Here is a 20394-nt window from a genome sequence, read left to right on the forward strand (position 1 = left end):
GGGCACGAGGTCGCGGCCGCCAACACACGTCGCAACGCCGGAAGCCAGCGTCACGGGACAGGCGCATATCCGCACTCGTGACAGGCATGTTTCGCCGCAGACAAACGCAGCGGCGCGACGTATCGCGAAAAATTCCTGATCAATCGGCGCCAACAATAGGGAAAGGGGACGACCTTAGGTCATAATGTCCGCAAAAATTCCCAGCAAGGACGCCACGTGACCCTCGCCGCCCCGTTCGACCTGCTCAAGCAGGCGCGCGCCCGTTTCACCCAACGCGAAATCGCAACCCATGTCGGCAAGGACATCAAGACGGTGCGTCGCTGGGAAAAAGGTGAAACGCCTTGTCCCGCGATGCTGGAACCCGCGTTGCGCGATCTGCTGCGGCAAGGCGCGCGTGAGGCGCAACACGCGGGCGACGCGGCGCGCTTCCGCTTCATCGATCTGTTCGCGGGTATCGGCGGCATTCGCATGGGCTTCGAGGCGCACGGCGGCGAATGCGTGTTCACCAGCGAGTGGAACGAGTTCTCGACGCGGACTTATCGCGAGAACCACGGCGACAACTCCGCGAGCGGCGGCGCGCACGCGCTGATCGGCGACATCGTCACGTTTCCCGCCGAGGACGTGCCGAGCCACGACGTGCTGCTCGGCGGCTTTCCGTGCCAGCCGTTTTCGATCGCCGGCGTCAGCAAGAAAAACGCGCTTGGCCGGCCGCACGGCTTCGAATGCACGACCCAGGGCACGCTGTTTTTCGACGTCGCGCGCATCATCGCCGCGAAGCGCCCCGCCGCGTTCCTGCTCGAAAACGTAAAGAACCTGCTGTCGCACGACAAGGGCCGCACCTTCGACGTGATCCTGCAAACGCTGCGCGACGAACTCGGCTACGAGGTGCACTACCGCGTGATCGATGGCCGGCATTTCACGCCTCAGCATCGCGAGCGCATCATCGTGGTGGGCTTTCGCGGCAAGACCGGGTTCACATGGGACGACCTGCGCCTGCCCGAACAGGGTCCGCGGCTCGCCGCGATCCTGCATCGCACGGACGGCACGGAACCGGTGCTGCCGTGGGACCACGACCGCTTCTTCGACCACACCGCGCGCCGCGTGCAGCCGAAGTACACGCTCACCCCGAAGCTGTGGGCGTATCTGCAAAACTACGCGGCCAAGCATCGTGCGGCGGGCAACGGCTTCGGTTTCGGCATGGCCTATCCGGACAGCGTGACGCGCACGCTGTCGGCGCGCTATCACAAGGACGGCTCCGAAATTCTCGTCTATCAGGGCGAGGCGCTGCGCCCGCGTCGCCTGACGCCGCGCGAATGCGCGCGACTGATGGGCTTTCCCGACACCTTCAGGATTCCGGTCAGCGATACGCAGGCCTACCGGCAGTTCGGCAATAGCGTCGTGATGCCGGTGATGCGCGAAGTGGCGCGTATCATGCTGCCGCATGTGCAAACCCTGCTTGCCCACCCGACCCGCGATGCGTCGAAACACTCCCTGCCGCTCTACGCGTGAGCGGCCGCGCGACCCGTTGGCCCGCTGACGATGGTCGATATCGTCGATAGCGCGACGCGCAGCCGGATGATGTCCGGCATTCGCGGCCGCAATACCAAGCCGGAGATTCTGATCCGCAGCCTGCTGCATCGGCGGGGCCTGCGCTTCCGGCTCGACGCGCGCGATCTGCCCGGCCGCCCCGACATCGTGCTGCCGCGCTATCGCGCGGTGGTGCTGGTGCACGGCTGCTTTTGGCATGGCCACGACTGTCATCTGTTCAAATGGCCGCAGACGCGGCCCGACTTCTGGCGCGACAAGATCGGCCGCAATCGCAGCAACGACGACAAGGTGCGCGCCGCGCTGCTCGCGAGCGGCTGGCGCGTCGCGGTCGTGTGGGAATGCGCTTTGCGGGGCGCGAATCGCGATATCGCGGGCGTGATCGAGCGGCTCGTCGCGTGGATCAGAAGCGACGCGCCGGAGTTGGAGGAACGCAGCTGAAAACCGCGCGCGACCTGCCCGGCTCGCGCAAGTCTCGCGGCCGCTGGTGCTACACTCGAAAGGCTCACCCGGCGCGCTTTCGAGATGCCTTCGAGGCACGCTTCGGCGGCGTTTTCCGGGTGCTTTCCGGCGCTTTCGCGGCACGTCCTCACGCGCTTCGGCATGCCACGAGATGCGCCTCGCCCGCCGCGACATCGCGAACTCCGACGATCCCAGAACCAATCAACAAGGGAGGCACATCATGGCTGACTTCCGTCTCTGGTCCGACGATTTTCCCACCAACGGCTTCATGCCGAGAGCCCACGAGTACAACGACAAGGCGTTCGGCGGCGACGGCGAAAACATCTCGCCGTCGCTGCAATGGGAAGCGCCGCCCGCGGACACGCAAAGCTTCGCGCTCACCGTTCACGATCCCGACGCGCCGACCGGCAGCGGCTTCTGGCATTGGGTCGTCGTGAACATTCCGGCCGACGCGCGCTCGCTGCCGCGCAACGCCGGCAAGGCCGACGGCTCGCTGCTGCCGCAGGGCGCGATGCAGGTGCGCAACGACTATGGGACGGTCGGCTTCGGCGGCGCCGCGCCGCCGCGCGGCGATCGCACGCATCGCTATATCTTCCGGCTGCATGCGCTGAAGGTGCCGCATCTGCCGGTCAGCGCGGAAACCACCAACGCGGTCGCGCGCTTCATGACGCACCTGAACGAAATCGATTCGGCGACCCACACGGGCCTTTACGAACTCAAATAACGCACGCGCGGCGCCGGCGTCCGGTAACGCCGGCGCCGCGCCGACCGATACGCCCGCAGCGGCCAGCGCGTGAGCCGCGCACAGGCGCGCCAACATCTCCGACAAGTCAAACAATCGATGCACGCACCCTCCCCGCGCACGGACGGCTCGACGCCCTCCACTTCCCGCTTCGAAGGCAAGGAACTGGGTCTACCGGTCCCACAACGCTACTGGGCGATGCTCGTCATCGCGCTCTCGCTGACGCTCGCGGTGCTCGACAGCGCGATCGCCAACGTCGCGCTGCCGACGATCGCGCGCAACCTCAATGCGAGCGCCGCCGCGTCGATCTGGGTCGTCAACGCGTATCAGCTCGCGATCACGATCTCGCTGCTGCCGCTGGCGTCGCTCGGCGACCGCATCGGCTACCGGCGCATTTATCTGTCGGGCCTGATCCTGTTCACGGTCGCGTCGTTCGGTTGCGCGCTGTCGAACTCGCTGGCGATGCTCGCGCTCGCGCGAGTGGTTCAGGGCTTCGGCGCGGCCGGCATCATGAGCGTGAACACCGCGATCGTGCGCATGATCTATCCGCCTACCCAGCTCGGGCGCGGCGTCTCGATCAACGCGATGGTGGTGGCGGTGTCGTCGGCGGTCGGGCCGACGGTCGCCTCGGGCGTGCTCGCGATCGCGACCTGGCCGTGGCTGTTCGCGATCAACGTGCCGATCGGAATCGCGGCGATCGTCGGCGGCTTCAAGGCGCTGCCGATGAACCCCGGCCACGAATCCCCGTATGACTATCTGAGCGCGGTGATGAACGCGTTCGTGTTCGGCCTGCTGATTTTCGCGGTCGATGGCCTCGGCCACGGCGAGCATTTCGGCTACGTGACGCTCGAGGCGCTCGGAGCGCTGGTCATCGGCTACTTCTTCGTGCGTCGCCAGCTGACGCGGCCCGCCCCGCTGCTGCCGATCGACCTGCTGCGTATTCCGGTGTTCGCGCTGTCGGTCGGCACGTCGGTCTGCTCGTTCTGCGCGCAGATGCTCGCGTTCGTGTCGCTGCCGTTCCTGCTGCAGGAAACGCTCGGCATGTCGCAGGTCGAAACGGGTCTTTTGATGACGCCGTGGCCCGCGATCATCATCATCGCGGCGCCCATTGCCGGCGTGCTGTCGGACAGGATATCGGCCGGCTGGCTCGGCGGCGTCGGGCTCGCCGCGATGACGGTCGGCCTGCTGCTGCTCGCGACGCTCGGGCCTCACCCGGACGCGCTGCAGATTTCGTGGCGCATGGCGCTGTGCGGCGCGGGCTTCGGCATCTTCCAGTCGCCGAACAATCGCACGATGCTGTCGTCCGCGCCGCGCGAACGCAGCGGCGGCGCGAGCGGCATGCTCGGCACCGCGCGCCTGACCGGGCAAACGCTCGGCGCGGCGCTGGTCGCGCTGATCTTCGGCGTCGCGCCGCAGAGCGGGACGATCATCGCGCTGTATGTGGCCGCGGGGTTCTCGGCGGTCGCGGCGGTCGTCAGCACGATGCGGGTCATGCAGAAGGCGGCGCAGCCGGCATGAAGGCTGTGGCCGTTATGCGCGCAAGACATGCACGATAAAAGGCGCGCATCGCACGAGGCGATGCACGCCTTTTTGCTTTGATCTTCCCTGTCACTCCATGCACGACGTGAGCGGCACACGCGCGGCCCGCCCGCGCGGGCCGCGCCTGTCGGCTCAGGGCAATGCCGTCACGTCAGCGAGCTTTACCGCTTTGGCCGTCACCGAAGACGCGGTCGCGACGTGGCGCAGATCATCGAGCAACGTATCGCGCCACACCGACAGGTTGCTCTCGCGCATCGGCTCCATCATGTCCGCATGACGCGCCTGACGTTCGGCGAGCGGCATCGCTAATGCGCGCTCGAGCGCTTCGGCCATCTGCGACAGATCGAACGGATTGACGACGAGCGCGCCCGGCAGCTGCTCGGCCGCGCCCGCGAATTGCGACAGCACGAGCACGCCCGGATCGGCCGGATCCTGCGACGCGACGTACTCCTTGGCCACCAGATTCATGCCGTCGCGCAGCGGCGTCACATAGCCGACCTGCGACTGGCGGAAGAGCGCCATCAGCAGATTGCGCTCGTACTTGCGGTTCAGATACTGGATCGGCGTCCAGTCGAGCTGCGCGAACCGGCCGTTGATGCGGCCCGCCTCGCCTTCGAGCGTTTGCCGGATGCGCTGATAGGTCTGCACGTCGGCGCGGGTCGGCGGCGCGATCTGCACGAGCGACACGCGGCCGTGCCAGCCGGGCGCGTTCTGCAACAGCCGCTCGAATGCCTGGAAGCGCTCGACCAGCCCCTTCGAATAATCGAGCCGGTCGACGCTCATGATCAGCTTGCGCCCGCGCATGCCGTCGCGCAGGCTGCGCACCGCCTTGCGGTCGGTGAACTGCTCGGCGGCCTTCGCGATCGCGTCGGGATAGATGCCGATCGGGTACGCGCCGACCTTCAGGAAGCGGTTGTACGCGTGCACCATGCCGTCTTCGCTCGACGTGCCATGGTGACCGCGCTCGATATAGTCGACGAACGACTGGCGATCCGCCTCGGTCTGAAAGCCGATCACGTCGTAGCTGCACATCGCCTTGACGATCTCCTCGTGAGGCGGGATCGTGCGCAACACTTCGGGCACCGGAAACGGAATGTGCAGGAAGAAGCCGATCGGGTTCTTCACGCCGAGCTCACGCAGGCAGCGCGCGAACGGCAGCAGATGGTAGTCGTGCACCCAGATGATGTCGCTGGGCTTGAGCAGTTCCTTGAGCTGCTTCGCGAGCGTCGCGTTGACGCGCTGGTAGCCCGCGTAGTCCTCGCGGTCGTAGCGGGACAGGTCGTTGCGATAGTGGAAGGTCGGCCACAACGTGGTGTTCGAAAAACCGCGGTAGTACTCGTCGTAATCGCGCTTGGTGAGGCCCACAGTCGCGTAGGTGACGTTGCCCTGCTTCTCGATCACGGGCGCGGATGGCTCGCTGACCGTTTCGCCGCTCCAGCCGAACCAGACGCCGCCGGTCTCCTTCAGTGCGTCCAGCACGCCGATCGCGAGCCCGCCCGCTGCCGGACGCGCTTCCTGAATCGGTGCGACACGATTCGATACCACGATCAATCTGCTCATTAGTGCTCCATTGTTTCGTTGTATGCGGAATTGCGCCAAAACGGTGCACGCAATCATCGTGCCGACATATGAGATATCGAAAATAAAGTTGTATGAAAATGTGACAAACGAGCGAATCCCCGCCATCATCACGGATGGCGAAGAAAATTTTTCTGTTAAATCCGACGAATGCGGAGGTCTTTCTTACCGGTATCCCGGTCGCCGGGATGCCCCGCCCGGGTGCTACGCTGCCTCAGGCATCCTGCTCCGAGCCCAGATCGCGCTGGTATTCGAGGCCTTCCTGACGCACCCCGCCCTGGTTGTGCTCGCCGTCCGGCGGCGTATGCGGGGCGATCCGATTCTGCGCGGCCGGGTCCGGCGACACCACCGGCTCAGTCTCGATCTCGGCCGGCCGTGGCCCGCGCTTGGGGTGCCGCGCGGAACGTCGCAATGCGGGGTGTCTCATGATCGTGCCTTCGGGGGAAGCCTGCCGCTTGTCGCGGCATCCCTACAGTCTAGGGGGCGAAACCGTAAATTGCCGGTAAAACATGCGCCGGCTTTGTAACAAGTACAGCAATGCTCTGCACCGACCCAGGGCATGGCGCCTTGCAGTGCGGGATGTGGTTCCATCGAGTGCGCGACAGGGCGCCGACATCGACCGTCGTATCAACATTGCCGTGGTCGCGACGGACGGTCGGCGGCCTGAGGCGTTTGCGTTGGCTGCGGCGGCGGATCGCCGATCGGCGGCGTGACCGGTTCGACGGGTTCGATCGGATCGGGTGTCGGGCCGGGGATCGTGTCGGGTTCGGCCGGGTCCGGCGGCGCGATGGGAGGTGCAGTGGGCGGCTCGACCGGTTCGGGCCGATGAGCGTGCAACGGCCTGGACGGCGCGGAAACGGCAGCGTAATGCGGCAGGTGCGGCATGTCGGTGACCTCGTTTTGCGTTCCACCGAAGCGCAGCAAGGCTTGTGCCGTTCGGGTGCCGCCCGGAAGCCCGGGCGGGCGGATACTGTGGACGCGGATGACGTGCGAACGAGCGCGGATCAGGCGTCCGCGCCGCCGAGTGCGCGTGATTCGTCGGTGGGATCGCCGTCGTCGCGCGCATCGTTGCCGTACTCGACGAGCCGGTTGTACAGCGTCTTCAGGCTGATGCCGAGAATTTCCGCGGCGCGCGTCTTCACGCCGCCGCATTGCTCGAGCGTCGCAAGAATCAGCTGACGGTCGGCTTCCGCGAGCGAGGTGCCGAACGGGATCGTGATCGCGGTGCCGGCCGCGGGCTTCGACAGCGTGATTTGCAACGGCACCGTCGCCGTGCTATCCGAATTCCCGCTCGACATGATGTGCGCGCGCTGCACGTAGTTCTTCAGCTCGCGCACATTGCCCGGCCACGGATACGACAGCAGCATGTCCTTCACCGCGACAGGGAAATGCTTCTTCGTGCCGTGACGCTCGTTGAGCTCATCGAGGAACGATTGCGCGAGCAGCTCGACGTCCTTGCCGCGATCGCGCAGCGGCGGCAGGCGGATCGGAAACACGTTCAGCCGGTGGTACAGATCGAGCCGCAGCTTGCCTTCGAGCACCGCCTGCTCGGGATCGCGATTGGTGGCCGCGATCAGACGCACGTCGGTTTCGATTTCCTTGGTCGTGCCGACGCGCATGAACATGCCGGTCTCGAGCACGCGCAGCAGCTTTACCTGCAGCTCGATCGGCATCTCGGTGATTTCGTCGAGGAACAGCGTGCCGCCGTTCGCGCGCTCGAAATAGCCCTTGTGCTGCCGGTCCGCGCCGGTGAACGAACCGCGCTCGTGGCCGAACATTTCCGATTCGATCAGATTCGGCGAAATCGCGCCGCAGTTGACCGCGAGGAACGCGTGCTTGCGGCGCAGGCTCAGCTCGTGCAGCGTCTGCGCGGCAACTTCCTTGCCGGTGCCCGATTCGCCGACGAGCATCACCGAGGCCGCCGTTGGCGCGACGCGGCTGATCTGGTCGTAGACCTCCTGCATCGCCGGCGAATTGCCGAGCATCAGACCGAAGCGGCCCATGCGGCGCAACTCGCCGCGCAGCGTGCCGATTTCCGCCTTCAGGTCGCCGGCGCGCGGCAGGCGCGACAGGATCGACTTCACGCGCTGCATGTTGATCGGCTTCACGAGGTAGTCGGCCGCGCCCATTTTCAGTGCGCTGACCGCCGACTCGACCGTCGCGTGGCCGGTGATCACGATCACTTCGACGCCGGAGCGCGGATCGAGATCTTCGAACAGATCGACCCCGCTGCCGTCGGGCAGCTTCAGGTCGGTGAAAACGACGTCCGGTATCTGCCGGATCAGTTGAATACGCGCTTCGCGCAGATCGCCCGCCGTGGCGGTGGTCAGCCCGTCTTCCCCGATGACGGCGGAAAGTGCCTCGCGGGTACCTGCGTCGTCATCGACAATGAGTACATGTGGCATCGCGTTTCGAAAGCCTGCAAGCGTGGGTCAGAAAATATGCGGAACATGCCAATGGGCATGCCGCTGGGTCGGGTCGGCTGCATGACGCGGACTCGACTGCCTCCCGTTCCGCCGACCATTTGATGAAAAATTGCAACAATAACGGCCAAATTAGCGCCAACTTCGGCGTCATTGTTGTCTATTTACCTATTATACGGCTTTATAAGATTCATTTAACAATCCCGTTCCAGGCGCCGGCCGCAGGCCATTGCATTCGAGCGAACCGCGTCAGCCCCGCGGAAACGGCCATGCGCGCTGTTCGCCGTTGACCTGGCCCGAGCCGTTGGCGCTGTGCGAGGCGGGCGCCAGCTCGGTCGACAAAGTCGCCGGCGCCGCCACCGCGCCGCCCTCGTTTTCCCAGCGGCTCAGCTCGCGCGCCGGTGAGACCTGGCCCGTACGCTTGTGTTGCACATAGCGAACCGCCAGGAAGCCGCCGATTGCCATCAATGCGCCAAAAAAACCAATTGTGGGTCGTGTCATCATGAACTCCTTGGATCGTGATGCGGATGAATGCAGCCGTGCCAAGCGTGCGCCGCGCCTTCCGGCGAGCCGATGCGAGCGCCGCCCGCTGCGCCGCGTCTAACGCGCGACCAGCACGCCGAGCAGAAAACCGGTGCCCGCCGCGAGCGCAAGCGAGCGCCACGGGTTATGGCGCACATAGTGCTCGGTGATGACCGCCGCCCCGCGATACCGGCGATGCACGTTGCGTTGCGCATCGCCGAGCGCCGATTGCAGCGTTTCCACGTGCGTGCCGAGCCGGTCGCGCAAGGCATCGACGCCTTCGCCCGGCACGTTGGCGGCGAGCCGCAGCATTTCCTCCGAGTCCCTCAGCAGCACCCGAAGATCGTCGACGATCTTCTGTCCGCCGAGTGCAAGTTGTTGTGTGGTGTCAGTCATCGTTCACTCCTCGTCTGATTCGCCGTCCGTGCGTTGCCGCGGAATGGGTGCGTCGACGGTGCAACAGTTCGGGCTTCGGGCGCACGATGCGGCCTGCCGGTTTGCGCTGGCCGGCGGCGCTGCGACGTAGCCGTCAAACCTCGCACGACTCGATCAAACGGTCAATGGCGCAATGCATGTGCCCGGTATATTTACCGCTCCAGCGCGCTGATAAAGCCAATTTCGCGCATTTTCGACCGATTGCGCGCACGGCTATTTCAGCGGCTGCCAGTTCGATTGCCGGAATCAGTGTCGAAGTGGTTAAATCGTCTTTTATGAGATAGCGGCTGTACGGTCTATCGCATTCAAGGCCTGCGCGCCGCAAACACGAACTCCATTTGCACAGGACTTCCCTTTTTATGGCGTCAATCGATCTGGACTCGCCCACCGTGTCCGCCGGTGGCAATGCTTCGCCACAAGCGAAGCAGCGCGTCGCGGACGCCGTCGCGGGACTGAAATCGTACGGGCTGCTGTACGGCTCGTCGCCGGTAATGCTCGATCTGTACGAACAGATCGAACGCGTCGCCGATACCGACGCGACCGCGCTGATCATCGGCGAATCGGGCACCGGCAAGGAGCTGATCGCCCGCACCATCCACGAGCGCAGCGGCCGCAAGGACGGCGCGTTCGTCGCCGTGAACTGCGGCGCGATTCCCGATGAGCTGATCGAAGCCGAACTGTTCGGCCACGAAAAAGGCAGCTTCACCGGCGCGGTCCAGGGCCGCGTCGGCTACTTCGAACATGCGAACGGCGGCACGCTGTTTCTGGACGAAATCACCGAAATGGCGCCGGTGCGCCAGGTCAAGCTGCTGCGCGCGCTCGAAACCGGCACGTTCTATCGCGTCGGCGGCAACGAGTTGATCAGCGGCAACGTACGCGTGATCGCCGCGACCAATCGCGACCCCGCGGTAGCCGTCAAGGAAAACGGCTTGCGCGAGGATCTGATGTACCGGCTCGCGGTGTTTCCGCTGCGCGCGCCGCCGCTGCGCGAGCGCGAAAACGATCGCGAACTGCTCGCGCAACACTTCCTCGCGCAATTGAATCAGCAGGAAGGCACCAACAAGAGCTTCAGCAAACGCTCGATCGAAACGCTGCGTTCATGGTCGTGGCCGGGCAACGTGCGCGAGTTGAAGAACGCCGTATATCGCGCGTTCATTCTCGCGGAAAAGACGGTTGAATTGCCGCATCCGCATCTTGCGTCGCGAGTCAAGAAAGCGGTCACGCAAGGCGACGCGATGAGCGTGTGGATCGGCACGCCGCTCGCCGACGCGCAGAAGCAGATCATTCTCGGCACCCTCAAGTACTGCGGCGGCGACAAGCGACGCGCTGCCAAAGCGCTCGGCGTGAGCCTCAAAACGCTGTACAACCGGCTGAGCGCATACGGCGACGAAAGCGGGGAAGACGAAGCCGAGCAATAGGCACTGCAACGCGGGCCGTTCGCCGATCGCGCCGGCCCGCAGCGCAGCTCGCCGTGATCGTTTCGCCGCACGTTTCTCAGCACCGAATTCACCTCCCCCTGGGAATAACTCCGACGGCAAATTTGCCCTCATTTCTCAAAATACTTTGCACAACTAGGTAAATCTTCTCCCCCATGCAACAGAAAACATCGCAGCGCACGATGTTTTGCAATTTCTTGCATTTTTTCGCTGCCAATTACAAAACGCATCCTGCACAATGCGGCAGCGTATTAAACGACGTGCCCTTCGCTTACACGCGCAACACGTGATCGAAGGCACCTGTACGGCAGGGACGGGAGAAATGCAAAAGAAAATGGTGTGGGCTGGCAACGCGAAGTCCGTTGCCGCAGGCAAACGCCCTCACGCAACGGCGCTGATCGCGGTGGCGCTGGTGGTTTCGTCGGCGTTGAGCGGCTGTAGTTCGTTGTACTCGGAAGGCGCAGTCGCGGGCGCCGGTGTCGCGGGTGCCGCGGTCGCCGGCAAGGTCACCAGCAATGCGGCGGTCGCGACCGGCATCGGTCTTGGCGCGGTCGCCGCCGCCCGCGCCGGCGTGCAGTACTCGGAGCGCGTAGTCCACACGAATACGCAGAACAGCATCGCGCAGGCGGCCGGTCCGCTCGAAGTCGGCGCTGTCGCCCCTTGGAGCATCACCCACTCCTTCCCGATCGAAGACGACGAGCACGGCCGCGTGACCGTCAGCCGTCTGATCAGCACCGGCGCGCTCGACTGCAAGGAAATCGTCTTTTCTGTCGATCAGAACCCAACGCGCGACAAACCCGCGAGCAGCGCGTTTTATATCGCATCGGTCTGCCGCGATGGTCAGAACTGGCGTTGGGCATCGGCCGAGCCCGCCACCGAGCGCTGGGGTGCGCTGCAATGACGGCGTGCTCGCTTAGCGTTCCGATGCGTGGTCGGCTGCGTCTGTTCGCGGCCGGCGCGCTATGCGTCGGCGCGGGTCTGCTCACGAGCGGCTGCTCGTCGATCGGCGCGGCAAGCGGCGCGGCGGCGGGTGTCGCGTCGGGTATCGTGACCAGCAATCCGGCCGTCGCGCTCGGCGTCGGCATCGCCGTGCAGGCCGCCACCGACGAAGCCGTCGCGCGCTACATGCGCAGCATGCACAAGGACCAGCAGGATCTGATGGCGGCGCTCGTCGGCACGATGCCGGTCGGCGAAACGAAACCGTGGTCGGTCAAGCATACGTTGCCGATCGAGAACGGCCACGGCCAGGTGCGCGTGACCCGCGCGTTCGGCTCGGCGCTGGCACTGTGCAAGGAATTCGTGTTCTCGGTGCAAGACGGCGACGGACCGAACGCACCCGAGATGTGGTTCACCGCGAGCGCGTGTCAGCAGGACAAGGGCTGGAAATGGGCGACGGCCGAACCAGCGGTCGCACGCTGGGGTAATCTGCAATAAAAAAAAGCGGCGAGGTTTTCCTCGCCGCTTTTTTGTCTGAACCGCAATCTCTCGCGCGCAAAGGCCGGCTTAAGACTCGACGTCTTCCAGACTGAAGATTTCGGTCTGGTCGTTATACGAAAAGATCTCGCCGTAACGGCCCCAGTTGATGACCGCGTCGAGCGTCTCTTCCGCCGCGCTGTCCGACAGGAAGTCCTCGAGCTCCTGCTCGAAACGCACGCGCGGCGCGCGATGTCCGGGCCGCTCGTTCAACACCTTCTTGATCCGCGCCGCGAGCGGCACGTGCCGCAGCAGATGCTCGGCGAACATCATCTTCCGTTCCTGCGTGCCGAACTCGGAGAACACGCGCGCCGGCGGCGTCAGGAAAATGTCGCCCTCGCGCACGTCGGCGAAACCGAGGTGCTGCAGCACTTCGGCGATCGGGAACAGATCGTCGACCTCCAGATGCAGCGAGCGCGCGATTTCCGGCATGTCCGCGCGGCCGTGATACGGCGCGGCGGCGAGCGTTTCGATCAGACCGGCCATCAGGTTGGTCGACACGTGCGGCAGCCAGCTACCGAGCTCCAGCCCCTTCCTGGTCTTTTCGTCGGTCTGACGCGCGGTCATCTTCGCGTAGATCTCGTCGACGAGGCGGCGGAATGCCGGGTCCAGACGGTTGCGCGGATGCTTGAACGGCACCTTGATCTCGGCGATCACGCGGCCCGGGTTCGACGACAGCACCAGAATGCGGTCGCACATGAACACCGCTTCCTCGATGTTGTGCGTCACGATCAGCACCGCCTTGATCGGCATGCGCCCCTGCGTCCAGAGATCGAGCAGGTCGGTACGCAGCGTTTCGGCGGTCAGCACGTCGAGCGCGGAGAACGGCTCGTCCATCAGCAGCAGCGTCGGATCGACGACGAGCGCGCGCGCAAAGCCGACGCGCTGGCGCATGCCGCCCGACAGCTCGCGCGGATACGCGTTTTCGAAGCCGTCGAGGCCGATCAGGTCGATCGCGGCGAGCGCGCGCGTGCGCCGCTCCGACGCACCGACGCCTTGCGCCTCGAGACCCGCTTCCACGTTCTGCAGCACGGTCAGCCACGGAAACAGCGCGAAGGTCTGGAACACCATCGCGACACCCTTGGCAGGGCCTGCGAGTGGCTTGCCCATGTACGTGACTTCGCCGTCGGTCGGCTCGATCAGACCGGCGATGATGCGCAACAGCGTTGACTTGCCCGAGCCCGAACGGCCAAGCAGACCGACGATCTCGCCCTCGCGCAGCGACAGATTCGCGTCGTCGAGGACGAGCAGTTCGCCCTGCGTCTTGTTGAAGCCGCGGCACACGTCCTTCACGCGCAGGATTTCCTCGCCGAGGCGCGGGGGCTTCGGCGGCGTCTGGATCGACGCGGCGGTCATAGCAGCTTTAGGATTTTGCATCGCGTTAAGCCTTCATATCTCAATCTAGACGGAGCTTGCCTTCGGCGTAGGCGTACATCGGACGCCACAGCAGACGGTTGAACAGGGTCACGAACAGGGACATCACGGCGATGCCCACGATGATCTTCGGATAGTCGCCCGCCGCGGTAGTCTGCGCGATATAGGCACCGAGGCCATGCGCGGCGACCTTGGTATCGCCCCACTGCACGAACTCGGCAACGATGCTCGCGTTCCACGCGCCGCCCGACGCGGTGATCGCACCGGTCACGTAGTACGGAAAAATGCCCGGCAGCATCGCCTGACGCCACCACTGCCAGCCGCGAATGTGGAAATTCTTGGCCGCCTCGCGGTAGTCGTTCGGATACGAGCTTGCACCTGCAATCACGTTGAACAGGATATACCACTGCGTGCCGAGCACGATCAGCGGCGACAGCCAGATGTCCGGATTCAGGTGAAAGCGCACGATGACGATCACGAACACCGGGAACAGCAAATTCGCCGGGAACGCGGCGAGGAACTGCGCGAGCGGCTGGACCTTTTCCGCGAGCGCCGGTCGCAGGCCGATCAGCACACCGATCGGCACCCAGATCACGGAAGCGATCGCGATCAGCACGACCACGCGCAGCAGCGTGATGAGGCCGAGCACGAACACATGGCCGATCTCGTCGAGCGTCACGCCCGTGCGCACATACAGGAACACGCGGTACACCACGTACACCGTGCCGAGCAGCACGATCGCCGCCCAGATCATGTCGCCGAGCCTGGCGTTCTTCTCGCGCTGCGGAATGTGGAAGCGCGGCGCGCTGAACGCCGGCAACTGGAAGCGCACGCGAGCAGCGCGCGCGAACATCCAGCCGAGCGGCACGAGCAGCCGGTGAATCAGCCGCGTGCGGCGGATCAGGTCGAGCAGCCACGATTCAGGCGCGTCGCCCGAGCTCGTGGTCTCCATGCGGAACTTGTCGGCCCATGCGACCAGCGGACGGAACAGCAACTGGTCGTAGGCCAGAATCACGACCGTCATCGCGAGGATCACCCAGCCGATCGCATGCAGATTCTTGTCGCTGATCGCCTGCGCAAGATAGGCACCGATGCCCGGCAGCGTAATCGTGTGATTGCCGACCGTAATCGCTTCGGAAGCCACGACGAAGAACCAGCCGCCCGACATCGACATCATCATGTTCCAGATCAGGCCCGGCATCGAGAACGGCACCTCGAGCTTCCAGAAGCGCTGCCACGACGTCAGATGGAAGCCACGCGACACTTCATCCAGATCGCGCGGCACCGTGCGCAGCGACTGATAGAAGCTGAACGTCATGTTCCAGGCCTGGCTCGTGAAAATCGCGAAGATCGCGGCGAGCTCGGCGCCGAGCACACGGCCCGGGAACAGCGCGAGGAAGAACGTGACCGTAAACGAGATATAGCCGAGCACCGGCACCGATTGCAGGATGTCCAGAATCGGCACCAGTACGAGACCAGCGCGGCGGCTCTTGGCGGCGAGCGTGCCGTACAGGAGCGTGAAGATCAGCGACGCGACCATCGCCGCGAGCATGCGCAACGTGGTGCGCATCGCGTACTCGGGCAGGTTGGCCGGATCGAGCGAGATCGCCTGCGTGTTGAGCGTCGACATCGGCGCGAGCGTCTCGTGAAAGCCGATCGATGCCATCGCGAGCAGACAGATGATCAGCGGGAACGCGACGAAGTCCCAACGGTTGGGCAATACGCGCCATGCCGATGCATTGGCGGTGCGCTTCAGGTCGAAGCTGAAATCCATCAGATGCCCTCCCCCTTGAAACAGGCATTCGAACGCTCGAAGGAGGCCGCGGCTACCGCGCGGCGGTCTATGGGTCGGTCCGGAAAGCGGAAATCAGGCATGGCAAGACGCGCGTGCGTGGTAAATCGTTAGCGTTGGAGACACGTGGGCCGGCCATCACGCCGAACTCCTGTCGCCGCGGGCGCCGCCCGAGGGCTGGCGGGCTTTCCTCGTTTTGGACGGCACGACACTACACCATCCTATGTTTCAGGCACAACCTTTCGCCGCAAATTGCGATACGGCCTCGCGAGGCCGTGGCGTAAGTCTTCAGCAAGCGTCGGCACGCGTCGCCGCGCCGCACTGTACCCTGCTGCCGCGTACTTCAGCCTGACACGTGGCGAGGCCGTTTCGCGGCGTGGCGCGCAGGCCACATCGGCGCGTCGCCCCGGCCATCGTCGCTCGATCGCTTCATTGGCCCGCACAGCTATCAAGAAAGCGGCGCGGCTGCCGTTAAGAACCTGATCGGCTCGGCATATGCAGGCGGCATCCCAGCAATAACGGTGGCATCGTGCCCCGCGACGGTTAAAATCGGGAAACGACGTACCTGTTTATCAGCGGATCATCCCGGGCATGGCGACGGCGCAGCGCACGTTGCTCGCGACGGGACGAAACCGCAGCTGATGCAGATAACGACACAGCGTTGAGAGCGCGCTGCCCACGAACGAGCAAGTTGCATGTCACAGCCAGACGGATCAGAGGGTCGATGAACAGGACAACCTTGCGCCAAGTAGCCGGCCCGGTCAGCTTCGTGCTGATCGTACTCGTCTGCTGGTTCGTGGCTGGCATGGTCGCGGACCGGATGGTACAGCAAGAGCTGGACGCGGCGTTGCACACGCAGCGGCAAATGTCCACGTCGATCGTCGACAACATGGCTGAAGTGATTGCCAGCGACCTCGCGATGTCCCGCGCCATCCCCGCAACCATGGCCGAAATGGACGTGGTCCAGCGTGCCCTCGTGCAATCGCAGAATTATGCCGTGAACAGCGAGGCGGCGGAACCCGCCTTGCGAGCCACCTTGCTCAAGGATCCGAAGATGGCTGGGGTCAGCAGGTTCCTGCACGAAGCGCAGGGCTTCTCCGGGCTCGATCAGGTCTGGATCGTCAACGCGAACGGCATTTGCGTCGCGTCGAGCGGCACGATGTCGAACCCCGAGGGTGCGCAGCAATCGTTCGTCGGCGTGGACATGCGCGCGCGCGGCTATCTGACCAACGCGCTGCTCGGCGCATTCTCCGAAGCCTACGGCGTGGGTCGCGCGAGCGGCGAGCCGGGCATCTTCATCGCCGCGCCGGTGTACGCGGACGGGCTGCTGGTCGGCGCGGTGGTCGCGAAGGTCGGCATCGCGCGGTTGCGCCACTGGGTCGCGCACGCGGGCACCTTCGTGTCCGACGACAACGGCGTCATCATCATGGCGCACAACAGCGCGCTCGAAGGCCACGCGTTGCCGAACTCGCGCGTCACACTGATGAGCCCCGCCGAGCGGCGCATCATCTACCGCCGGGAGACGTTCCCCGACATGCTGATCCGCGAAGACACGCAAGTGCGTGAGCAGGCGCCGTGGGTGCCGGCGTCGGTCGCCGCGCAGATGTTCGGCATGATCGAACGGCCGGCCCCGGCGCTCTATCAGAACCGCGGCGGCCTGAACTCGGGGCTCTCCGCGCACCTGGTCGATCCGCTCGCCGCGTGGCCGGAGCTGCTGCGCAACCACAAGCGCGACCACCTGCTGGTGTTCCTGACGCTGGCCGGCACCGTCGCGCTCGCGTGGGTGATCACCGTGTCCTACGTGCGCGAGCGGCGCCACCATCGCGCGACACGCGATCTCGCCGAGCAGTTGCAGTCGGCCAATACGCTGCTGTCGGCGGAGGCGCGGCACGATGCGTTGACCGGCGCGCTGTCGCGGCGCTATTTCCTCGACCTGCTACGCCACGAGATCGATCGCGCGCACGCGGGGCGCGAGCCGCTGTGCATGGCGATCGCCGATCTCGACCACTTCAAGCAGATCAACGACCGCTTCGGTCACGCCGCCGGCGACCGCGCGCTCGAACATTTCGTCGATACGTGTCGCGCCGAGCTGCGTGGCTCCGACGCGGTCGGCCGGCTCGGCGGCGAAGAGTTCGGCCTGCTGCTGCCGGCCACCGATCTGACGGGCGGGCGCGAGGTCGTCGAGCGTCTGCGGCTGCGGTTGAAAGCGGTGCCCTCGCCGAAGCTGCCGGCCTCGGCGGGGCTGAGCGTGAGCATCGGCATCACCGAACTGTCGCCCGACGATCTGCCCGAGCGTCTCATGAGCCGCGCCGATACCGCGCTGTACGCGGCGAAGACCGGCGGGCGCGACCGCACCGAAGCACTGCCGCCCGACGATACGGCGCCGCCTACGCGCACGGCGGTGAATGCCTGGTGAATGCCTGACGCTCGCCGAAAGATTCAACGCGCGACGGTATCGCCCTCTCCGCTCAGCCGACCCACGCCGACACCCTGCCCCGCGCTGAAAACGACGCCGAGCCTCCCGCAACGAAGCAGGTATCATCAATCCTGATATCGGATCGTCACTACCGCACTAACGGGAGATTCGCATGAAGGGAAATCTGGTGATCGTCTGTCGCGATCACGACGCTGATGCATTCGACCATCTGCTCGCCGAATACGGCGCGTTCCAGACGCGTCTGTCGTCGACCGCGTGGTATCTGAAACTGGAGGTCGCGCCGGAACTGATTCAGGAGGAAATACTCGCGCGCCTCGGCAAATATACGACGCACTATATTTTCGAGGCGGAATCGGTGACGTGGAATACCGTCGATAGCGAAACGGCGAACGCGTTGAATACGCTGTTTTCGGACTGAGCTCTCGCCGCTCGCGATGCCGATGCCTCGCGCGCATCGCGACTCCAACACCCCTGCTTCTACCAGGCGTTTTCCGAGGCGGTCGCGACCCGCGGCAGCACGTCGAACGGAAAACTCATCAACACCCGCAAACCGCGGCCGCCATGATTGCCGATTTCCCATTCACCGCCCGCGCGCCGCACGAGCCGCTCGACGATCGCAAGGCCTAGCCCGCTATGGCCGTTGCCGCCGCGCGCCGGATCGAGCCGCACGAACGGCCGGCTCGCGCTGATCAGATCCTGCGCGGCGATGCCCGTGCCGTTGTCGCTAATGGATAGCGTAAAGCACTGCGGTGTACGCGCGGTCGCGACGACCACCGGCGGCGCGCCATACGCATGCGCGTTGTCGATCAGATTCGACAGAATCCGGTCGAGCGTGGCCGCCGGCAGCAAAAATGACGGCCCGGCGTTCAGTTCCGTGCGCACGGTCGGCGCATTGGTGGCCACCGCCCGATAGCTGCGCACGACACGCTCGCACTGCGCATCCACTTCCACGGGTTCGCTGCGGTCCGCGCCGTCGTGCGCGAACAGCAGGAACTGCTCGACGATATGCGTCATCGAATCGACGTCGCGCACGACGCCGTCGCGCGTCTTCGCGTCGTCCATCATTTCGGCGCGCAGCCGCAGACGCGCGAGCGGCGTCTTCAGGTCATGCGCGACACCGGCAAGCATCACCGCGCGATCGTTCTCGGTGCGCGCGACTTCCTGCACCATCTGATTGAAGCCATTGGTGAGTTGCCGCAACTCGCGCGGCCCGCGCTCGGGCACCGGCGGCACCGGCAGCCCGCGACCGAAGCGCGCCACCGCCTGCGCGAGCAAGCGCAGCGGCCGCTGCAGCGCCCAGGCGGCGAACAGCGCCGCCATCACCGCAAACGAGAAAATGATGACGAGCCACAAGACCGTGCGGTCGAGCGAGCGCGGCATGCGCAGCGGCTGCACCGGCACGACGATCCAGTTCTGATCGGTCGCGGCGCGCACCCATAGCATGGGCGGAGCGCCGGGCGGACCGACGCGCACCTGGGTGTCGGCCGGCATGCGGTCGCGCACGTCCTCGACGAAATGCGCGAGCGGCGGCGGCATGTTAGCGCTGGCCGCCGGCACGTCCGGGCTCGCCGGGTCGACCAGCTTCACACGCGACGGCAGCGGTTGATCCGGTGTGCGGGCGACGTGCTGACGCACCGCGTCGACGAGGAAGGTCGCTTCCTCGACCGCGTAGCGCGTTTGCAGTTGCGAACGTTCGAGCCGCATCAGCGCATACCACGCGAAATGCGACAGCAACAGCACCGCGACGACGAGCAGCGCGAGCCGCCCGAACAGCGAATCAATGGGCCGACGCATGCTGCTCGCCGTCCGGCACGAACACGTAACCACGGCCGCGCACGGTCTGGATGAAGCGCGGCGTGGATGGATCGGTTTCGAGAATGCGACGCAGGCGCCACACCTGCACGTCGATGCCGCGGTCGGTGCCGTCGTACTCGGGACCGTGCAGCAGTTCCAGCAGGCGCTCGCGCGTAAGCGTGCGCATGGGGTGATTGACGAAAATCTTCAGCAGCGCGAACTCGCTGCCCGACAGCGCGAGCGGCTTGTCTTCGAGATGCAGCGTACGCGACTGGAAATCCAGCGTGAAGCGGCCGAAGCTGAACGGCTCGCGCTGCTCGGGCGCGGCCGCCGACGGCAGCGTGCGGCGCCGCCGCAGCACCGCCTGCACGCGCGCGAGTAGCTCGCGCGGATTGAACGGTTTGCCGAGGTAATCGTCCGCGCCGAGTTCGAGCCCGACGATACGATCGACGTCGTCCGCACGCGCGGTCAGCATGATGACGGGGATATCGTCGCCCGACGCGCGCAGCTTGCGCAGCGCGGTGAGGCCGTCCACGCCGGGCATCATCAGGTCCAGCACGATGAGGTCGGGGCGCTCGCGCTCGAGGCGCCGTTCGAGCGAGCCCGCGTCGTGCAGCACCGAAACTTCGATACCCTGACGGGCGAGATAGTCGCGCAACAGATCGCGCAGTTCGACGTCGTCGTCGACGACCAGAATTTGAGTAGCCATGGAATGAAGTTTAACGCGCAGCCAAAAGGGATTTCGTTTTCCAAACGGTCTGAAGGGTTACCGGGTGTTACGGTGAAAGCCACACGTAATTGCTGGTAATAGCGGCGTCCGGGCGCGTAACACAGCGGCGCAC

At 65.2% G+C, this 20394-nt stretch carries 19 protein-coding genes; 9 read left to right on the forward strand and 10 right to left on the reverse strand.

What is annotated here, in order from left to right; all coding sequences use genetic code 11:
* Positions 1-216 precede the first annotated feature (216 nt).
* The 4 genes from dcm to OKW28_RS35740 all read left to right on the forward strand — a co-directional run bounded on the left by dcm (position 217) and on the right by OKW28_RS35740 (position 4267).
* Positions 217-1509, forward strand: a complete 1293-nt coding sequence (dcm, locus tag OKW28_RS35725) for a DNA (cytosine-5-)-methyltransferase (RefSeq protein ID WP_429452436.1) — start codon at positions 217-219, stop codon at positions 1507-1509.
* Positions 1510-1539: 30 nt separating this feature from the next.
* Entirely contained in the window at positions 1540-1986 is a 447-nt protein-coding gene (locus tag OKW28_RS35730) for a very short patch repair endonuclease (RefSeq protein ID WP_429452438.1), read from the forward strand.
* 241 nt (positions 1987-2227) lie between these two features.
* Positions 2228-2731 carry a YbhB/YbcL family Raf kinase inhibitor-like protein gene (locus tag OKW28_RS35735; RefSeq protein ID WP_429452440.1) on the forward strand — a complete coding sequence of 168 codons (504 nt, stop codon included), beginning with the start codon at positions 2228-2230 and terminating at the stop codon, positions 2729-2731.
* A gap of 117 nt (positions 2732-2848) precedes the next feature.
* Complete coding sequence (locus OKW28_RS35740; RefSeq protein WP_429452442.1) at positions 2849-4267, forward strand: MFS transporter; 1419 nt, start codon at positions 2849-2851, stop codon at positions 4265-4267.
* Positions 4268-4420: 153 nt separating this feature from the next.
* Here the strand turns inward: OKW28_RS35740 and otsA are convergent, their stop codons facing one another.
* The 6 genes from otsA to OKW28_RS35770 form a co-directional block, all read right to left on the reverse strand.
* Positions 4421-5848 carry an alpha,alpha-trehalose-phosphate synthase (UDP-forming) gene (gene otsA / locus OKW28_RS35745; RefSeq protein ID WP_429452444.1) on the reverse strand — a complete coding sequence of 476 codons (1428 nt, stop codon included), beginning with the start codon at positions 5846-5848 and terminating at the stop codon, positions 4421-4423.
* A gap of 232 nt (positions 5849-6080) precedes the next feature.
* On the reverse strand, positions 6081-6293 hold the full coding sequence (locus OKW28_RS35750; protein ID WP_429452446.1) for a hypothetical protein: 213 nt from the start codon (positions 6291-6293) through the stop codon (positions 6081-6083).
* Between the two features lie 200 nt (positions 6294-6493).
* Positions 6494-6742, reverse strand: coding sequence for a hypothetical protein (locus tag OKW28_RS35755; RefSeq protein ID WP_429454565.1), 249 nt, complete (start codon positions 6740-6742; stop codon positions 6494-6496).
* Between the two features lie 128 nt (positions 6743-6870).
* Positions 6871-8271, reverse strand: coding sequence for a sigma-54-dependent transcriptional regulator (locus OKW28_RS35760; protein WP_429452448.1), 1401 nt, complete (start codon positions 8269-8271; stop codon positions 6871-6873).
* A 267-nt stretch (positions 8272-8538) separates the two neighbouring features.
* Positions 8539-8790: a hypothetical protein gene (locus OKW28_RS35765; protein WP_429452450.1), complete on the reverse strand. Its 252-nt coding sequence runs from the start codon at positions 8788-8790 to the stop codon at positions 8539-8541.
* Between the two features lie 99 nt (positions 8791-8889).
* Positions 8890-9207: a DUF883 family protein gene (locus OKW28_RS35770; protein WP_429452452.1), complete on the reverse strand. Its 318-nt coding sequence runs from the start codon at positions 9205-9207 to the stop codon at positions 8890-8892.
* Positions 9208-9605: 398 nt separating this feature from the next.
* Here OKW28_RS35770 and OKW28_RS35775 point away from each other — a divergent pair, with 398 nt between their 5' ends.
* The 3 genes from OKW28_RS35775 (at position 9606) to OKW28_RS35785 (ending at position 12116) form a co-directional block, all read left to right on the forward strand.
* Positions 9606-10664, forward strand: a complete 1059-nt coding sequence (locus OKW28_RS35775; protein WP_429452454.1) for a sigma-54 interaction domain-containing protein — start codon at positions 9606-9608, stop codon at positions 10662-10664.
* Between the two features lie 340 nt (positions 10665-11004).
* A complete protein-coding gene (locus tag OKW28_RS35780; RefSeq protein ID WP_429452456.1) occupies positions 11005-11583 on the forward strand; it encodes a hypothetical protein in 579 nt (192 codons plus the stop codon).
* Entirely contained in the window at positions 11580-12116 is a 537-nt protein-coding gene (locus tag OKW28_RS35785) for a hypothetical protein (protein WP_429452458.1), read from the forward strand. The genes OKW28_RS35780 and OKW28_RS35785 overlap by 4 nt, the downstream gene beginning before the upstream one ends.
* A gap of 69 nt (positions 12117-12185) precedes the next feature.
* On the opposite strand, the gene OKW28_RS35790 is transcribed toward OKW28_RS35785, so the two are convergent.
* Both OKW28_RS35790 and OKW28_RS35795 read right to left on the reverse strand, forming a co-directional pair.
* Positions 12186-13532: an AAA-associated domain-containing protein gene (locus OKW28_RS35790; protein WP_429452460.1), complete on the reverse strand. Its 1347-nt coding sequence runs from the start codon at positions 13530-13532 to the stop codon at positions 12186-12188.
* Positions 13533-13551: 19 nt separating this feature from the next.
* On the reverse strand, positions 13552-15303 hold the full coding sequence (locus tag OKW28_RS35795) for an ABC transporter permease (RefSeq protein ID WP_429452463.1): 1752 nt from the start codon (positions 15301-15303) through the stop codon (positions 13552-13554).
* Between the two features lie 742 nt (positions 15304-16045).
* Here OKW28_RS35795 and OKW28_RS35800 point away from each other — a divergent pair.
* Both OKW28_RS35800 and OKW28_RS35805 read left to right on the forward strand, forming a co-directional pair.
* On the forward strand, positions 16046-17737 hold the full coding sequence (locus OKW28_RS35800) for a sensor domain-containing diguanylate cyclase (protein ID WP_429452465.1): 1692 nt from the start codon (positions 16046-16048) through the stop codon (positions 17735-17737).
* A 172-nt stretch (positions 17738-17909) separates the two neighbouring features.
* Entirely contained in the window at positions 17910-18176 is a 267-nt protein-coding gene (locus OKW28_RS35805; protein WP_018419782.1) for a hypothetical protein, read from the forward strand.
* A gap of 59 nt (positions 18177-18235) precedes the next feature.
* Here the strand turns inward: OKW28_RS35805 and OKW28_RS35810 are convergent, their stop codons facing one another.
* Together OKW28_RS35810 and OKW28_RS35815 are read right to left on the reverse strand one after the other, a co-directional pair.
* Complete coding sequence (locus OKW28_RS35810; RefSeq protein ID WP_429452467.1) at positions 18236-19552, reverse strand: ATP-binding protein; 1317 nt, start codon at positions 19550-19552, stop codon at positions 18236-18238.
* Entirely contained in the window at positions 19536-20261 is a 726-nt protein-coding gene (locus OKW28_RS35815) for a response regulator (RefSeq protein WP_090803560.1), read from the reverse strand. The genes OKW28_RS35810 and OKW28_RS35815 overlap by 17 nt, the downstream gene beginning before the upstream one ends.
* Between the last annotated feature and the right edge of the window lie 133 nt (positions 20262-20394).

Origin of the sequence: Paraburkholderia sp. 40 (assembly GCF_050434105.1) — a bacterium.
GTDB lineage: Bacteria > Pseudomonadota > Gammaproteobacteria > Burkholderiales > Burkholderiaceae > Paraburkholderia > Paraburkholderia tuberum.

Coding starts and splice junctions, on each gene's coding strand:
- OKW28_RS35730 (WP_429452438.1), top strand. CDS start 1,540: ATGGTCGATATCGTCGATAGCGCGACGCGCAGCCGGATGATGTCCGGC.
- OKW28_RS35735 (WP_429452440.1), top strand. CDS start 2,228: ATGGCTGACTTCCGTCTCTGGTCCGACGATTTTCCCACCAACGGCTTC.
- OKW28_RS35740 (WP_429452442.1), top strand. CDS start 2,849: ATGCACGCACCCTCCCCGCGCACGGACGGCTCGACGCCCTCCACTTCC.
- otsA (WP_429452444.1), bottom strand. CDS start 5,848: ATGAGCAGATTGATCGTGGTATCGAATCGTGTCGCACCGATTCAGGAA.
- OKW28_RS35750 (WP_429452446.1), bottom strand. CDS start 6,293: ATGAGACACCCCGCATTGCGACGTTCCGCGCGGCACCCCAAGCGCGGG.
- OKW28_RS35760 (WP_429452448.1), bottom strand. CDS start 8,271: ATGCCACATGTACTCATTGTCGATGACGACGCAGGTACCCGCGAGGCA.
- OKW28_RS35765 (WP_429452450.1), bottom strand. CDS start 8,790: ATGACACGACCCACAATTGGTTTTTTTGGCGCATTGATGGCAATCGGC.
- OKW28_RS35770 (WP_429452452.1), bottom strand. CDS start 9,207: ATGACTGACACCACACAACAACTTGCACTCGGCGGACAGAAGATCGTC.
- OKW28_RS35775 (WP_429452454.1), top strand. CDS start 9,606: ATGGCGTCAATCGATCTGGACTCGCCCACCGTGTCCGCCGGTGGCAAT.
- OKW28_RS35780 (WP_429452456.1), top strand. CDS start 11,005: ATGCAAAAGAAAATGGTGTGGGCTGGCAACGCGAAGTCCGTTGCCGCA.
- OKW28_RS35785 (WP_429452458.1), top strand. CDS start 11,580: ATGACGGCGTGCTCGCTTAGCGTTCCGATGCGTGGTCGGCTGCGTCTG.
- OKW28_RS35790 (WP_429452460.1), bottom strand. CDS start 13,532: ATGCAAAATCCTAAAGCTGCTATGACCGCCGCGTCGATCCAGACGCCG.
- OKW28_RS35795 (WP_429452463.1), bottom strand. CDS start 15,303: ATGGATTTCAGCTTCGACCTGAAGCGCACCGCCAATGCATCGGCATGG.
- OKW28_RS35800 (WP_429452465.1), top strand. CDS start 16,046: ATGAACAGGACAACCTTGCGCCAAGTAGCCGGCCCGGTCAGCTTCGTG.
- OKW28_RS35805 (WP_018419782.1), top strand. CDS start 17,910: ATGAAGGGAAATCTGGTGATCGTCTGTCGCGATCACGACGCTGATGCA.
- OKW28_RS35810 (WP_429452467.1), bottom strand. CDS start 19,552: ATGCGTCGGCCCATTGATTCGCTGTTCGGGCGGCTCGCGCTGCTCGTC.
- OKW28_RS35815 (WP_090803560.1), bottom strand. CDS start 20,261: ATGGCTACTCAAATTCTGGTCGTCGACGACGACGTCGAACTGCGCGAT.